This window comes from Methermicoccus shengliensis DSM 18856 (assembly GCF_000711905.1).
Classification (GTDB): Archaea; Halobacteriota; Methanosarcinia; order DSM-18856; family Methermicoccaceae; genus Methermicoccus; species Methermicoccus shengliensis.
Genome location: NZ_JONQ01000007.1, coordinates 231,632 through 246,612 on the forward strand (window position 1 = coordinate 231,632; position 14,981 = coordinate 246,612).

General features: G+C 53.5%; 14 protein-coding genes. 1 reads left to right on the forward strand and 13 read right to left on the reverse strand.

Going from position 1 to position 14,981, the window contains the following annotated elements; all coding sequences use genetic code 11:
* Positions 1 to 171: 171 nt before the first annotated feature.
* From BP07_RS01620 to BP07_RS01670, 12 genes are read right to left on the reverse strand one after another with little or no spacing between them, the layout of a single operon-like run.
* Positions 172 to 438, reverse strand: coding sequence for a YhbY family RNA-binding protein (locus tag BP07_RS01620; protein ID WP_042685050.1), 267 nt, complete (start codon positions 436 to 438; stop codon positions 172 to 174).
* A 36-nt stretch (positions 439 to 474) separates the two neighbouring features.
* Complete coding sequence (locus BP07_RS01625; RefSeq protein WP_042684691.1) at positions 475 to 972, reverse strand: DUF2299 family protein; 498 nt, start codon at positions 970 to 972, stop codon at positions 475 to 477.
* A 41-nt stretch (positions 973 to 1,013) separates the two neighbouring features.
* Entirely contained in the window at positions 1,014 to 2,066 is a 1,053-nt protein-coding gene (locus BP07_RS01630) for a DNA primase large subunit PriL (protein WP_042684694.1), read from the reverse strand.
* A gap of 1 nt (position 2,067) precedes the next feature.
* Positions 2,068 to 2,826 carry a DNA polymerase sliding clamp gene (locus BP07_RS01635; RefSeq protein WP_169736227.1) on the reverse strand — a complete coding sequence of 253 codons (759 nt, stop codon included), beginning with the start codon at positions 2,824 to 2,826 and terminating at the stop codon, positions 2,068 to 2,070.
* 19 nt (positions 2,827 to 2,845) lie between these two features.
* Positions 2,846 to 5,317 carry a DUF5814 domain-containing protein gene (locus tag BP07_RS01640; RefSeq protein ID WP_042684700.1) on the reverse strand — a complete coding sequence of 824 codons (2,472 nt, stop codon included), beginning with the start codon at positions 5,315 to 5,317 and terminating at the stop codon, positions 2,846 to 2,848.
* A gap of 6 nt (positions 5,318 to 5,323) precedes the next feature.
* Positions 5,324 to 5,902, reverse strand: coding sequence for an imidazoleglycerol-phosphate dehydratase HisB (gene hisB, locus BP07_RS01645; protein ID WP_042684702.1), 579 nt, complete (start codon positions 5,900 to 5,902; stop codon positions 5,324 to 5,326).
* A gap of 49 nt (positions 5,903 to 5,951) precedes the next feature.
* Positions 5,952 to 6,356, reverse strand: coding sequence for a hypothetical protein (locus BP07_RS01650; protein WP_084174042.1), 405 nt, complete (start codon positions 6,354 to 6,356; stop codon positions 5,952 to 5,954).
* A 12-nt stretch (positions 6,357 to 6,368) separates the two neighbouring features.
* Complete coding sequence (locus BP07_RS01655; protein WP_042684706.1) at positions 6,369 to 7,676, reverse strand: phenylacetate--CoA ligase family protein; 1,308 nt, start codon at positions 7,674 to 7,676, stop codon at positions 6,369 to 6,371.
* A complete protein-coding gene (locus tag BP07_RS01660; RefSeq protein WP_042684709.1) occupies positions 7,673 to 8,989 on the reverse strand; it encodes a phenylacetate--CoA ligase family protein in 1,317 nt (438 codons plus the stop codon). Before BP07_RS01660 ends, BP07_RS01655 begins: the two co-directional genes overlap by 4 nt.
* Before the next feature lie 4 nt (positions 8,990 to 8,993).
* Entirely contained in the window at positions 8,994 to 9,581 is a 588-nt protein-coding gene (locus BP07_RS01665) for an indolepyruvate oxidoreductase subunit beta (protein ID WP_042684711.1), read from the reverse strand.
* Positions 9,582 to 9,595: 14 nt separating this feature from the next.
* The gene (locus BP07_RS09115) at positions 9,596 to 9,718 is read right to left on the reverse strand and encodes a symporter small accessory protein (RefSeq protein WP_276624618.1); all 123 of its coding nucleotides are present in this window, start codon (positions 9,716 to 9,718) and stop codon (positions 9,596 to 9,598) included.
* 1 nt (position 9,719) lies between these two features.
* Positions 9,720 to 11,312, reverse strand: a complete 1,593-nt coding sequence (locus BP07_RS01670; protein ID WP_042684714.1) for a sodium:solute symporter family protein — start codon at positions 11,310 to 11,312, stop codon at positions 9,720 to 9,722.
* 329 nt (positions 11,313 to 11,641) lie between these two features.
* Here BP07_RS01670 and BP07_RS01675 point away from each other — a divergent pair, with 329 nt between their 5' ends.
* A complete protein-coding gene (locus BP07_RS01675; protein ID WP_084174043.1) occupies positions 11,642 to 12,394 on the forward strand; it encodes a flavoprotein in 753 nt (250 codons plus the stop codon).
* A 185-nt stretch (positions 12,395 to 12,579) separates the two neighbouring features.
* Here BP07_RS01675 and BP07_RS01680 read toward each other — a convergent pair whose 3' ends face one another.
* The gene (locus BP07_RS01680; protein WP_042684716.1) at positions 12,580 to 14,916 is read right to left on the reverse strand and encodes a hypothetical protein; all 2,337 of its coding nucleotides are present in this window, start codon (positions 14,914 to 14,916) and stop codon (positions 12,580 to 12,582) included.
* Positions 14,917 to 14,981: the final 65 nt, after the last annotated feature.

The following is a 14,981-nucleotide window of genomic DNA, read 5'->3' on the forward strand; positions in this document are numbered from 1 at the left end:
TCCTCAGGATGCAGCAAAAGACCATCCTGATGAATACGGCTGTTGGTCAACAACCACACCATTTTAGATAAATGTTTTTACATGTTTTTACATCTTTTAAACGTCGCTACGAAGGCCCCCTGATTCATTAGAGGGATGAAGTAGAGGGGTGGGCGGGTAGTTAAGCCTAACTCACTGCCTCTTGAGCACAATGCACCCGCCCCTTATATCCACCACTCTGCCACCTGTGCCCTCTGCCAGCTGCCTTGCAGCCTGCTCGGTGTCCATGGACTGCCTTGCAGACCTCAGCAGCCTCACCTTCACCACCTTCCTCTTCTCGAGCTGCCTTGTAAGCTCCTCGAGCAGCTGCGTGGTGATTCCAGACTTGCCCACGTGCAACGTCGGCGCAATCTCAGCCATCGCCCTCTCTGGGCTTTTTGACTCTTCTTTTTCACTCATGGCCTTCACTCTGTATCGATCATCTCCATAATATTTTCACTGCACCATCATGTCGTAGTCCTCCCCGCTTTGGGCCTTCCCAAAGGCATCTGTCAGCTTCCACACCACGTACAGCAGGCCCCTTTGCACATCGTTCATCGCCCTTAGCAGGCTACCCTCTGTGAGCTCATCATACGTTATCTCCACCTCAAACACAAAGGAGCGAACGAGGTCGTCCTCTGGTGGCTCTGTGCGAAACGCAGTAGGTGAAAACAGCAGTCCATACCTTATATCCATCAGCAGCTCGTGCCTCTCTGAGGGATTCATGGCATGCAGTGCCTTGAGGTGGTCTGGATGCAGCGTGAGCCTTGCTGCCACGATCACTGATCTTCTAAGAGCCTTGGGCTGTACTACCACAAAGTTCATCCCAATCCCGCTCCGAGCTGCATACTGGAAGTGGGCCTCCTCCCTTTTCTCTTCCTCCACGAAGTACCCCCTGTCCACAAGCCAGCGCTTGATGAGGGAGGATGCCTGCTCTGGTGTGTCAACGGCCATTGCGCACCTCCAGCATATCTTTTGGTTCATCTCATATAGAGCTATTCCCCCTCTTTCTTCACCCGCCCCTCTTTCTTCACCCGCCACCTGTAGTAGGCAAGGGGATGGCTCACCCTCGCACACAGCTCATCCTTGCCCATGCAGTTGCCATACGTCTGCATGGTAGCACACGAGGGGGGAGTATACGTAGTTCCTGTGGAGCCCGCGATGTGCTCTACCTGATATGTGGCCATCTTCTCATCAAAGTCTGGGGAGGATGCGAGCAGCTCAACGACCTCCTGCACACCCCACCCTATGGTGAGCAGAAAGGATGTGAGGGCAAACCTCTGGGAGTGGGGAAGGTTCATCCCCTCTCTTACAAGCCTCATCGCCTCCCTGATGCAAGGGGGATATGCACGTTCTGGACCCCTCACGTTCTCCTGCTCAAACCTCGCCTTCTTCTCCCCCAAGAGAGTCCTTATCCTGCCTATGCGCACCGAGAGCCTTCTGCACACCTCCGGGGGCACGCTGAGGGGCATCCCTTCCTCGACCTTCGTTCGCATTGCCTCCTGAAGCAGCCTTATCATCTCGTCCCTTCGAACCACGACCATCCCACGGTCGACCTCGCGATTGACGAGTTTCCATCTGGGCTCGTGGATGTGGCTCGCATACTTCAGATATGATGTGAGGGACATCCGAGAGCCTCCTTCCATGTGCTCCACCCTAACACCGAGCTCGTGCGCCAGCTCTTCTAAGAAGGACAGGGCTTCCCCCTCATCCATCTTGGAGAGCACACCCTTCAGGAACTCACCAGAACTCTTTGCCTCCTTGAGCGCATACCTGCGGATGGCGTACAAGTCCCCTATACAGGAGAGCAGGAGCCTTGCTATGGGGTAAGAGAGCAGCTCCACCTCCATCTCAGTTATCTGGCTGTCAGCAAAGAGTGGCTTTTCGATATCTCCCTCGAGTGCCTGCACTATCCTGCTTTCTGCCCTGTTCAGGGCGATGTCATACACATTCTTGTATACAATATCGAGCAGTTCTACATCGAGGCTATCCACATATTCGGCGGCGCTCTTGGTGAAGGGGAGGTTGTAGAACTGGGAGAGCTGCATCTCAGGCTGACTCCACCCTCGGTGCCACGATGTAGGTGGCCTTGCACGTGCCATCGGCGAAATCGAAAGAGAGCCTCATGGGATAGTCTATCCCAATCTCAATCAGGATATCAGAATTCGACATCGCCCTGCTCTTGCTGATGTCCCTGAGGTACTCCAGCGAGAAGAGGGACCTCGCATTGCTCCCCTTAAGGTCGATTAGCTCATCTTTTGTGAGCGTGAACCTCATCTTCTCGGTATCGCCCTCCACCTCCACATAGAACTCCTCGTTCTCAACACCGAGGGCAAGGTAGCTTCCCACATCCGAGGCCGCCCTTATGGCCCGCTGAAAGTCCACCCCTTGCATGATGATGCGAGCTGGAAGCTCGAGCTGAGGCACCCTTGGGACACGCCTGATGGTGGAGGGATCGAGCAGGGAAAGATGATAGGTAATACCAGACAGCTCGAGCCTGAGCTTGTGTGTGTCCTGCTCCAGCTCCAGCATGGTAATGTCCCCCTTCTGAGCCATGCTGACCGCCTTCAACAGCCTGCTGAGGTCAATGCCGAGCTCGCCTCCATCAGCTTCATAGGCCTCAAACGCCCCTGCCTCCATGTCGAGAACCACCATGGCGGCGTTGGCTGGCTCCACTGCCTTTGAGTGCAGCCCCCCCTCGCCCACCTGTATCACTGCCTCATCCACGAGTGTGTTCATGACCTCGAGTGCATCCCTCAGCAACTCGGCTCTGATACTCGCCTTGAACATCTCTAAGCCCTCCCTCACCTCATATCTCTGTGCCGACTTATAAAAGCTTGCTGCCCGGTGGTGTGCCCTCGATGCGCTCTGCCAGCGCTCTCGACTGCTCTGCCAGCTCGTGCATGCCAGCAAGCTCGCAGAGCTGCTCATAGCTCTCCAGCAACCGCACGGCCTGCGTGAGATAGGTGTACATGTCCCCACCATATACGTACACCCCATACTCCTCCCTCAGCACATCGTTAATCTCCTCGGGGTCGAGCCCCTCTGCCCTAAGCTCGATAACTCTCTTGGAGAACTGCCGCTCAGGGCAGCCACAAAACGGGTTTTCTGCACACTTGCACGAGAGAAAATCACGGACAAACCTCAACACCCTCTCTGCATCCGCCCCCAACCTCCTGAGCATCTGCCTTTCCAGCATTCCCTCGAACATATGGGAAAACACCCTATCGGAGACTGAGGTATCTCTTCTCATGGCAAGGTGCACCGCATCGAGCACCGCAATGTGCACCAATGCCTCGAGGGGAGGTGTTCCAGAGCGCACGTGCTCGAGCATGCTCATTAGCTCGGAGGGCGCAAGAAAGCTCGTGGCTGCCACCCTTCCAAGCTCAGAAAGAGAGATGTGCTTGCCCTTGAGCTTTACAAGCCCAAGATGGGAGAGTGTACGAACACACTTATCCGCGCTGGGCGAGGCGAGCATGCTGGAGCATATCTGCTCGAGCTCGGGGAGTGTTCGTGCACAGGCACAGCTTGCCAGCACCTCCTCGAGCATTGCCTCATGGATATACTCGACCTTCACGGGCTCCACCTCCCCCTTCAGCAGCATCAGGGCAAGCTCATCCTCTGTGTGGGGTCCAATCCTTCTCGCTGGGTCAACCAGCAGATACACACTGCCCTCATCGTGATAGTCGGGCCTTCCAGCCCTTCCCAGCATCTGGTTGAACTCGCCGATGCCAAGCTCCTTTATACCCATTGCCAGCGAGTCGAACACCACGCACGAGGCTGGAAAGTCCACTCCAGCCGAGAGGGCCGCCGTGGTGACCACACACCCTATCTCTCCGCTTTCAAACCGCCTCTGGACTTCCCTCCGCCGCTGGCTTGGAAGCCCCGCATGGTATGCCCTCGCTGGCACCTCGTGAGTGCTCAGCAGCTTGGCGAGCTGCTCGCACCGCCTTCTCGAGCTTGTGAACACGATGGTCTGCCCACGGTAGCCCTTGGATGAAACGAGCTTCCACTGGATATTCACAATTTTCCGTATCACCCTGTGTTTCTTCTGGGAAGGACAGAAAATCAGATGCCTTCTTAAGGGGATGGGGCGGTGGGTGTACTCCACGAGCTTGGCTCCAAGGCTCTTGGCGAGCGCCCTTGGCTCACCCACGGTGGCGGACAGGTAGAGCATCTGAGCATCTGGATGGGCGTGCTTCAGCCTCGCAATGAGCCCGTCCAGCCTGTGCCCCCTCTCCTCATCCATGAGCATGTGCACCTCATCCACCACCACACACCCCACCCTTCCCAGCGAGCCTCCAGCCCGAAGCACGCTGTCCACTCCCTCGTATGTGCCCACGAGCACGTCCGCATCGAGGCTGGTGTTCACATCTGGATAGCTGTCCTGCTTTGTCCAGACCCTTGTCTTGCCAACCACCAAAGAGACATCGAGCTCATAGCGGGACGAGAACTGGTCATACTTCTGGTAGGCAAGAGCCACGAGAGGGACGAGGAAGAGCAGCTTTCCCCTGCCCTCGAGCACCCTCTGGATGCCCGCCATCTCACCCACTAGGGTCTTGCCACTTGCCGTCTGAGATGCCACCAGCATGTGCTCTCCCTCGAGAAGCCCTGCTCTGATACACATCGCCTGGATGGGCAGCGGCCTCTTGAACTCCTTAGCGAGCAGCTTTTTAAGATGGGGATGCAGCGGGACATCTGCCCATGAGATGTCAGTGTGCTCGTCCACCGCCTCCAGCACGTCCACGAGCGAGAGCTCATCCCTCACTCCCTCGGGAGTGAGCTGGGCGAGCACCGCATCGAGGTCCCTCACCCTTGAGAGCAACGAGCGCATATATCGTGCAGCAGCAGAGCCGCGGGTGGCAGAGAGGAGGGTGGCAAGCTCCAGCTCCAGCTCGGCTGATGCACAGGAGAAGCATATGTGCTCACCACCATAGCGAACAAAGCTGCCATCCCTTGGCGTGATGGTGCCACGGGCAAGACAGTGCCGACACACCTGCACCGGGGTGGCTGTGAGCTGATATGCGGAGAGCATGTCGCGGAGGGCCTGCGTGGTGGCATGCGCTGGCTCATCCACCACACAGAGGGACGATGCTCTCCTGAGCAGCTCCAGCGCCTCCCTCGGGTCTCTGGACTCTATCCTCTCCCCCCTCATCACCTGAAAGCGAACTGGGCGATGCCCCCTCTGGGTTCTGCCAAAATAGAGCACTCCCACGAGCTTGGGCGTGCCCCTGCGAGAGGAGAGAGGATAGAGGCGCACACTCGACTTTCTGGGATGGAGGTACACGCACAGCGACATTTGGGCCTACAGCACTCCCTTGGTGCTCCTTGCCCCACCACCTATGGGACGGGTGGCCTGCCCGAGGGCGAGGGCTGTTGCCTTGAATGACGCCTCCACGATGTGGTGGCGGTCTCTTCCCCTCGTGATGATGTGCAGCGTGAATCGGGCATTTCTGGTGAGTGTGTCAAAGAAGTGCTCAAACAGCTCGGCTGGCACCCCGCCCACCTGTCCCCACTCGAGGGGCACATCGAACACGAGGTAGCTGCGTGTCGCGAGGTCAACTGCCGCAAGCGAGAGTGCTTCATCCATGGGCACCACCGCATGGGCAAACCTCGCTATGTCCCCTCTCTCAGAGAGAGCCTCATCGAGCACATCTCCCAGCACAATCGCCACATCCTCCATCGTGTGGTGCACGTCCACCTCGATGTCCCCCTTTGCATCCACCACGAGGTCGAACCCAGAGTGGGTTGCAAGAGTTGTGAGCATGTGGTCCAAAAATGGGATGCCCGTGGATATCTTGGATGCACCGCCACCATCGATGTCGAGCTGAACGCTGATGTCTGTCTCGCTCGTCTTCCTCCTGGCACTGGCAGCTCGCGCCATACACCCTCAAATCAGAGTAATGGTATTTAAGTGCCCTCATCGATGGTATTTAAGCGCCCTCATCGAGCACCTGCTTGGCCCTCTCGCTGTCGCTCACCCGCATCACGAGGTATGGGTTCTTCTGCTTGGACATCGAGGTGTAGGCGTAGTCCACGCTGATATCGTTCTCCGCAAGCTTCTTGGATATCCAGTACAGGCTGTCGTGGATGCTCTTGAGCTCCACACCGAGTATCTTTGTTCTCGAAACGGTAAAGCCCGCATTGGACAGGGCGCTGTAGGCCTCATCTGGCTTGTCCACCACCATGTGAAACACTCCAAATGTGCCAGCCTCGGCAATGGTGAACGCCAGCACCTCCACATCAGCCTGCATCAGCGTTTCAAACACCTTGTACATCCTTCCCGGCTTATTTTCTGCAAAGAGCGATATCTGGGTTACTATCTCGCTTCTTATCATACCTTCCATCCCCTAAATGTTCTTGCGCCTGTCTATCACCTTCTTCGCCTTGCCCATTGACCTTGGAAGCGTGCCGTGCTCCACCAGCTCCACATTGGTGCTCACGTTGAGCACGCTCCTTAGGCGGGCGGCGATGTGGTTCTTGAGCCGCATGAGGTCGCCCACGCGGTCGCTGAACATCTGCGGCGTGACCTCCACCTGCACGGTCATCACATCCAGCGCTCCATCACGGTCCACGATGATCTGGAAGTGCTCCCCAACCTCTGGAATGCGCATGAGCACGTCCTCGACCTGGCTCGGAAATATGTTCACACCCCTGACCACCAGCATGTCATCGGATCTCCCAAGAATGCGCATGATTCTGGGGTGCGTGCGTCCACACTCGCATCTCTCGCTCTCCAGAATGGTGATGTCGCCTATGCGGTATCTGATGAGAGGCAACGCCTCCTTGGTCAGTGTGGTGATTACCAGCTCGCCCTTCTCCCCATCGCCAACGGGCTCTTGGGTCTTGGGGTCTATGACCTCTGGATAGAACATGTCTCCCCATATGTGGATGCCACATTTGTGGATGCACTCTGTAAACAGCGGTCCAGAGAGCTCCGAGGTGCCGTAGATGTCGTAGGCATCAATTCCACTCTCTCTTTCTATCCTTTTTCTGGTCTCGTCAGACCATGGCTCGGCTCCGAATATTCCCTTTTTGAGCTGGGTGTCCCTTTCGATGTCCACACCCATGCCCTCCGCCACCTCCATTATGTGGAGGAAGTAGGACGGAGTGCATGCGATGGCAGTGGTCTTGAGGTCCTGCATGAGCTCTATCTGACGCTCGGTGTTGCCAGCACTCGTGGGAATCACCGACGCCCCTATCATCTCTGCCCCATAGTGAAGCCCAAGCCCGCCCGTGAACAGCCCATAACCATAGCCAACCTGAATCACGTCCCGCCTTCCACATCCTATGGATGTCAGGGCTCTGGCGAGGGAGAGGCTCCAGTACTTGAGGTCGCTGTGGGTGTACCCCACGACAGTGGGCTTTCCCGTGGTGCCCGAGGAGGCGTGAAAGCGAACCACCTGCGACTGGTCAACGCAGAACATCCCCATGGGATAGGTGTCCCTCAGGTCCTGCTTGGTGGTGAAGGGGAGGCGGGTGATGTCCTCTATTCCATGGATGTCCTCTGGGCGCACGTTGGCCTCATCGAGCCTGCGCCTGTAGAAGGTAGAGTGGTGATACACATAGTCCACGAGATGCCTAAGCCGCTTTGACTGGTGCTCCCTCAGCTCATCTTCTGGCATTCTCTCGACAAGGGGGTCCCAGTAGTCCATCATTGCCAATCACCATCCAGCTTTCTCAGGTCGAGTATCCTCTTGGCCTTTCCAGCGGTGCGCTCTATCGTGCCCTTTTCCACGAGCTCCACACGGGTTCGCAAGTTTAGCATGTCCCTCAGCCTGTGCTCAACATACTCCCTTAACCGCTGCAGGTCTGTGATTTCGCCCGTGAAGCTGTGCTCATTGAGCTCCACCCTCACCACTATCTCATCGAGCTGGTGCCTCTTTCTGTCCACTATCACCTGGTACTGGTCCCCAATCTCCTTGATGTTCATGAGCACCTCCTCGATCTGGCTTGGAAACACGTTTATGCCCCGCACGATGAGCATATCGTCGGCCCTTCCCAGCACCCTGGAGATGCGCCGCATTGTGCGCCCACACGCACACTCATCCTCGAGAAGACGGGTGATGTCGCCAGTGCGGTAGCGAATGAGGGGCATCGCCTCCTTTCTCAGCGAGGTGAGCACGAGCTCGCCCTTCTCACCCTCTGCCACCTGCTCCCCAGTCTTCGGGTCTATCACCTCCACAAAAAAGTAGTCCTCCCAGATGTGCAGACCATCCTGCTCTGTGCACTCGAATGCCACCCCTGGCCCATACATCTCAGAGAGTCCATAAGAGTCGTATGCTTTGCAGTGCAGTGCATCCTCGAGCTCTCTTCTGGTGGATGACGACCATGGTTCTGCTCCAAAGCACCCTATGCGAAGCCTTAGCTCGTCTATGATGCCCATCTCCGAGGCGACCTCTGAGAGATAGAGGGCATAGGAGGGGGTGCAGTGGAGCACTGTGACACCAAAGTCCCGCATGAGCTCGAGCTGGCGGATGGTGTTCCCAGTGCCGCTGGGGACTGCGGTCGCCCCTATCCGCTCTATCCCATAGTGGATGCCCAGCCCTCCTGTGAACAGCCCATAGTTCGCGGCGTTCTGGAATACATCCTCGCTGCTCACGCCCACCATTGCGAAGTTGCGAGCCATCAGCTCTGCCCAGTGCTCGATGTCTCCCCTCGTGTACCCAACGACAGTGGGCTTACCGCTCGTTCCAGACGAAGCATGCACCCTTATGACCTCCCTGAGGGGGACCGCAAACAGTCCAAACGGATAGGTGTCCCTCAGGTCCTGCTTGGTGGTGAAGGGGAGGCGGGTGATGTCCTCTATTCCATGGATGTCCTCTGGGCGCACGTTGGCCTCATCGAGCCTGCGCCTGTAGAAGGGGACGCGCTCGTACACCCTTTGCACCGTATGCCTAAGCCGTTCTGACTGCAGGCTCTCCAGCTCCCGCCTATCCATGGTCTCTATCTTCTCGTTCCAGAACGCCACCGTCTCACCTCGAGCTGAGCAATGCCCTCTTGCCATGCTCAAAAGCCTTTCTGTTGAGCTCTGCGGTGCGGGGTGGGACACTCTCAACAAGGGCGTGCACGAGGGCGTCCTCCTCCAGTGTCAGGATATGGCTCATGGCGCCGAGCATCACGCTGTTGGTCGCCCTCGTGCTCCCCAATGAGGCCGCCACGCGTGTGGCATCAAACGCAAAGGTGTGGGCACAGAACTTCTCAAAATGACTCACTACATCGTCCATGTCTGGATACACCCCATCCCCTCTGAGCACGGAGGTGGGAAAGAGGGGGTGGGTGTTGAGCACCACGTGAGTGTGCTTTCCCACATAGGACGCAGCCCTCAGAGCCTCCAAGGGCTCGAGCCCAGCCAGCACGTCGCATGCACCCTTGGGTATCAGGGGGCTCCTGGCATCAATTCTCACGTGGGTGACCACGCTTCCACCTCGCTGAGCCATGCCATGAGTCTCCGAGGAGAGCACGTGGCGTCCGCTCAGTATGGCGGCTCTGCCAATCACGTTGGACATCAGGATGGCCCCCTGCCCACCAACACCCGCTATGAGGATGTTTAGCTCACCCATCTACAACTGCCCCTTCACTCCTCATCGTCCTCGGGAGCGCTCCAGTACATCGCCCCGTACACCACACACAGCACCGTGCTGATGATGCACAGCACAAACCCCAGAAGCACCCAGAAGTCCGGTATTCCCAGCATCATATCACTCCTCTATTCCCCTGAAACACTCATCGAGATGCGTCTCGTCCATTGGCGTTGTGAGCAACGAGACGCCAAAGGCGACCACGAGCGATATTGGAAGTGCCACCAGAATTGGGTCCACAACAGTCCACGTGCCCGTGAGCAGCGTATCCATGCCAAACAACGCCTTGCATATTCCGAGTGCAGTGGCCTCCTTGGCATGCACAAAGGTGAGCCAGAACAGGGAGGAGACGGTGCCCACCAGCAGGCTCGCTATTGCCCCAGCCCTCGTCATCCTCTTCCAGAACAGCGCTCCGATGTACATGGGCAGGAACGCAGCGGCACACAGCCCAAAGAAGATGGCGGTGGCTCTGGCTATGATGCTTATCGGAAGGACGTAGGCGAGCACCACCGAGATGAAGATGGTCACCATGATGCCCACTCTCGTGATTGGGATTGTCAGCCCTATCTTTCCCTTCCTGATGAACTCCCGATAGAAGTCGTGGCCTATTGAGGTGCCCATCACGTGGAACTGAGATGAGAGGGTGGACATGGCGGCTGCGAGCAGTGTGAGCATGAACAGCACCACAAAGAACTCGGGCATGGCCGAGCTGATGTACATGGGGATGATCTTGTCGATGTTGCCTCCCGCTGCCACCACGGCAATCACGCCCTGCGTGCGGTAGAAGTACAGGTTGGACAGCGCCCCGACGATGAACGCCACTCCGGTCATCATGAAGATGAACACCCCGCCTATGGCCACTGCCTTGTACAGGCTCTTTTTAGATGAGGCAGTCATGAACCTAACGGCGAGCTGGGGCTGGGCGAGCACGCCTATGCCCACTCCCAAGATGATGGTGGACACCAGCGTCCACCAGATGGGAGAGCCAAACGTGGGGAAAGATGTCCATCCAGTAAAACCCCCTGCCGTCAGCGATGCTGGGGCGAGTGGAGCAAGATCGGTGAGCGCCTGATGGGCAGCCGTGACACCCCCCAGCTTGATGTACGTGAGCACCAGCAGCAGCGCCATGCCCACGAACATTATGGTGCCCTGCAGGGCCTCGGTGTACATCACGGCGATGATGCCGCCCGTGATCACGTAGGCGGCTATTATGATGGTGAATATCAGCAGCGCCACGTTATAGTCCAAGTTAAGGGAGACCTCTATGAAGCGTGCGGCACCGATGAGGATGATGCCCGCATACAGGGGCATGAACAGGAAAATCAGTATACCAGAGAAGCCCTGTATGAAGCGGGAGTTGAACCGCTTTCCCATGAGCTCTGGAAACGTGACAGCGCCGAGGTTCTTACCCATCTTTCGCGTACGGGTGCCAAACAACACGAATGCGATGAAGATACCAACGAAGATGTTGAGAAAGGTGAGCCAGAGCAGTCCCATTCCGAACAGCCCAGCCACACCTCCAAAGCCCACGATTGCGGAAGTCGAGATGAACGTGGAGCCATAGGAGATCGCCACCACAAAGGGATGAGCCTTCCTTCCCGCCACCATGAAGTCCTCGACCTCACGGGTGCGCTTATACCCATACCAGCTCAGATAAAACACTGCCATGAGGTACACGAGCACCGTTATGGAGAGTGTGAACGTGGAGACCATGTGAGCGCATCTGCCAACTAATATTTAAAAGATTTGCCATGATTATCCATTTAAGAGTTCACAACCCACATATTCCACCGTTTGTTGTCAAATTTGAACCATTTTCTGATGGCACACCTTACCGTGTGCTCTCGCCATACACTCCATCCTTGATGAGGTTTGCATCGTTCGAGTTGACCGCATCCCAAAGTATCCATCGGATGCATTGGCACTGTGAGCTTCACCTCACGGGCGGACTGGAAGACACCAAGGCGAGTACCACAAGAGCAAGATGCTCACCAAAACATCACAATGTTGATTAGCATGCACCACGAAGGGATGTGAGGGGCTTGAGCTTGGGAGACGAGCTGTGCATTGCGTGGGCAATTACAGGTGCTGGACACCTGCTAACCGATAGCATCGAAGCGGTGAGTGTCCTCAAAGCCCGCCATCCGGGCCTTAAGATTACCACCTTTCTTTCTGCTGCAGCGGTGGAGGTGTGCAGGCTCTATGGTGTGCTCGAGAGAATCGGCAACATCTCGAAAGGTGGCTACCTCGAGGAGGTGTTCGTGGATGAGCACAGGAGCAGCTATCCCAAGAGCGGAAGGTTTCAGATAGGAAGGTACAGGGCGCTGGTGGTGAGTCCCGCCACCTCGAACACGGTGGCAAAGGCGGTGTACGGCATTGCAGACTCGCTCGTGAGCAACTGCATCGCAATGGCCACCAAGTCGAGGGTACCCACCCTCATCGTGCCCGTGGATGCCCATGCTGAGACGGTTGCTTCACAAACGCCATACCTCATTGACCGCGCGTTGTGTGTGGGCTGTGAGTGCTGCCACGCTGGGTCCGTGTGTCCCACGGGAGCTATAAGAGGGCATGGGACGGGCATAGACACCTCGCTGTGTACGGGGTGTGGGGTGTGCGTTGAGGCATGCCCCCATGGAGCCATCAGAAGGATGGAGGCAGTGCTCACACCAAGGCAGATAGACCTCGAGAACATCGAGAGGCTAAAGAGAATAGAGGGTGTGAGTGTGGGGGGAACGGGAGACATCGTGAGCTGGGTGGAGGATGTGCTCTTCAGAACACCGAGAGAAAGGGGGTGAGCAATTTGTGGTGTTGCATAAGAATGGTGAGAATGTGAGGATGAGTTCAATGCACTCAAGGCAAATCAATTAAATGAGATAGGAACTTCACTTAACGGTTCTCGGTGTAAAAGAAGTTCGGCAAACCGAATTTGGGCGGAGCGAAGCGGAGCCGTGTGTCCGCTGTTATCTGCCATTGCCATTTTTTATTCCTCCTCTAATGTACCAAGTGTGGCAATCATTGGGAGCAAAACTGGGGATATTGCCTTTGTTATTTCGTATACTTTTTCATAAATAGATTCCTCTTCTTTTTCTTTTAATTCCTTAAGAAGAGACATCCCAATGAGCACCATGCCATATTTGTATTGTGCTTCTAATATCTTGGGATCTGTTTTAAACCGTCCTTTTATTTCTGTCAGTAGATATATATTATCCATATTGATGTAGAAATCGTATCCATTTTCGCCTGAATCCATTACTTTTAATGCGCTTTCTTCATCGAAGCCATATTTATCCCACTCATCTTTTTTTACTGGTATTATATTGGGTATATCAAATGCTGATGGTTTCTTCCTCTTTTCTCCTTCCTCACCTGGAGGTTGAATCCTCTTTCCAGGTTTTCCGCTCTTCTTTTGAACTGGCGGATCAACGATTACATAAAATTCAATCAAAAAAGGATTTACACGAGAAATATCATTGACTTCTGCTACATATTCTAGTAAATCACCCACTTTACAATCCTCAGGTAGCGATACAGTTAGATTTGCAATTCCGTTCCAAAGATTCAATGTATAATCTTTATCTTCTACCTCGGTTTTATCTAAGAATAATTTAAATTCTCCGGGGTATAAATCCCTTGCCCTTGCGAAGTAATTATTTTCGGCATCTGTTTCAAATTGCACTCTAAATCTCTGGTTCTGCGGACAGTGTTTTGGTTTGTGAATTGTGAACTCCTTTGTTAACTCAAAATAGGTAGGAAATTGTTTAAATTGTTTACCTTTGAAAATTTCTTCTTTAACTCCTGCAGGAGCAAGGTTAAATGGGTTTGTTATTTTAACCCCCTCTACAAATAACTTCGAGAGAGTAGGAGAGTTTTTAATTACCTTCTCTATTACTTTCACTAAGGGTTTCGCATCGCCTATTTTTCCCTCTATTTCCTCTCGTCTGCGTCGTTCTTTTAACTCTCTTAAACCCTGATGTTTTTTAATTAATTCCGCTATTTTTTCTTCTATTTCTTTTTTTAATTCTCCCTCTCTCAATCTATCTCTACTATTCATAAAAAGATCTTCTCTGGTTCTACCACTAAATTTTGTACAATCGGCTATTATAAGTAGGGAGTCTGCAAGATACGACATACCGACAGATTTTCTAGTAAAAAACGAATCGTGTATGAATCCATGTGCCTGACCATTTACAGTAAAGATTATTCCTTCCTTTCTCGTCTTATAATGTGTTTCCTTACCAGGTTTAAAGACAAATATCTGAAGCTTCATTTCCTGTCCTTTAACTTTAAGAGTGGCGGAACTGGGAAAACCATCTTCGATATTCCTGTACTTATCTTCTTCTAACCTAACGCTTAAACCAGATAGAACAATGTCATAAGCTTGAGCAGTGTATCCTCTCCTCCTTTCAACAAGTAAAATAGGTAGAGCTATATTAGGCACCAAAACTGCCAGCCGGTAATATAAATCAAAGTAAACAGCTGTTTTAAGACCCACCAATTGGTATTCATATAATTTAATAAATGTTCCCCACTCTAAATGTTGCCCCCATGGATTTGGATACTCTCCTGGTAAAAGTGGAAGGCTCTTAGCTTTAAACATAGGTATATTCCCGTGGGGAGCTAAATATTTAAAAGTAGAACTTTTCATTCCCTTCTCGGGATCTACACGTCTAATGACCGTAAACCCCCAATAGTCAGAAGTTCCATCGTTACCTTCTATCTTTACTATTTGTGGATCTCTTCGAGATATAATAAGTTGTAAATTATGTTTTCCACAAAATTGTAAGGCACCAGTGCCACCCATATTAAATTTACCTTGAACAAAAGGTATACGCAATTTGTTTGATTTTGTTAAGGATAAAAATGTTTCAGACATCTTCTTAGGAGTTTGCCCCTCTCCTTTATCAATAATTGAATAATTTGGATTAGACTTTTTACCAGTTGCCACTATCATGATATTTTCAGCTAATTCTCGTCTCTTTTTAGGTAATAAATTTGTTAGCATACCATGCCTGATACCAAAAAATTCCTCCAATGCATCTTCGGTGGTTGGAGGAGCTTCATCCCCTTCTGGATCAATTCCCCTTCGAAGGCACTCCCTCATTAGCATAGCATCCACAGAATTTACAATTTTTTCAACTAAAGCAGAATCTGGTGCACTTTGTTGATTACCTATTGTAGCAAAGTTATTTTCGTTGTCTCCATAGTATCTCCATGCACTAGAATCATCCCAATATCCCCATTCTTTCAATAAGTCAATTACTTCCTTTTCTGTTTCGGCTCTTGATAAACTAATACAAAGGGATTTTAGGCTTTTCATTTATAACACCCCCTTGACAATGGCAGATAACGTCCAGCGGCTATCTGAAGTCCTCGCAAGAGGAT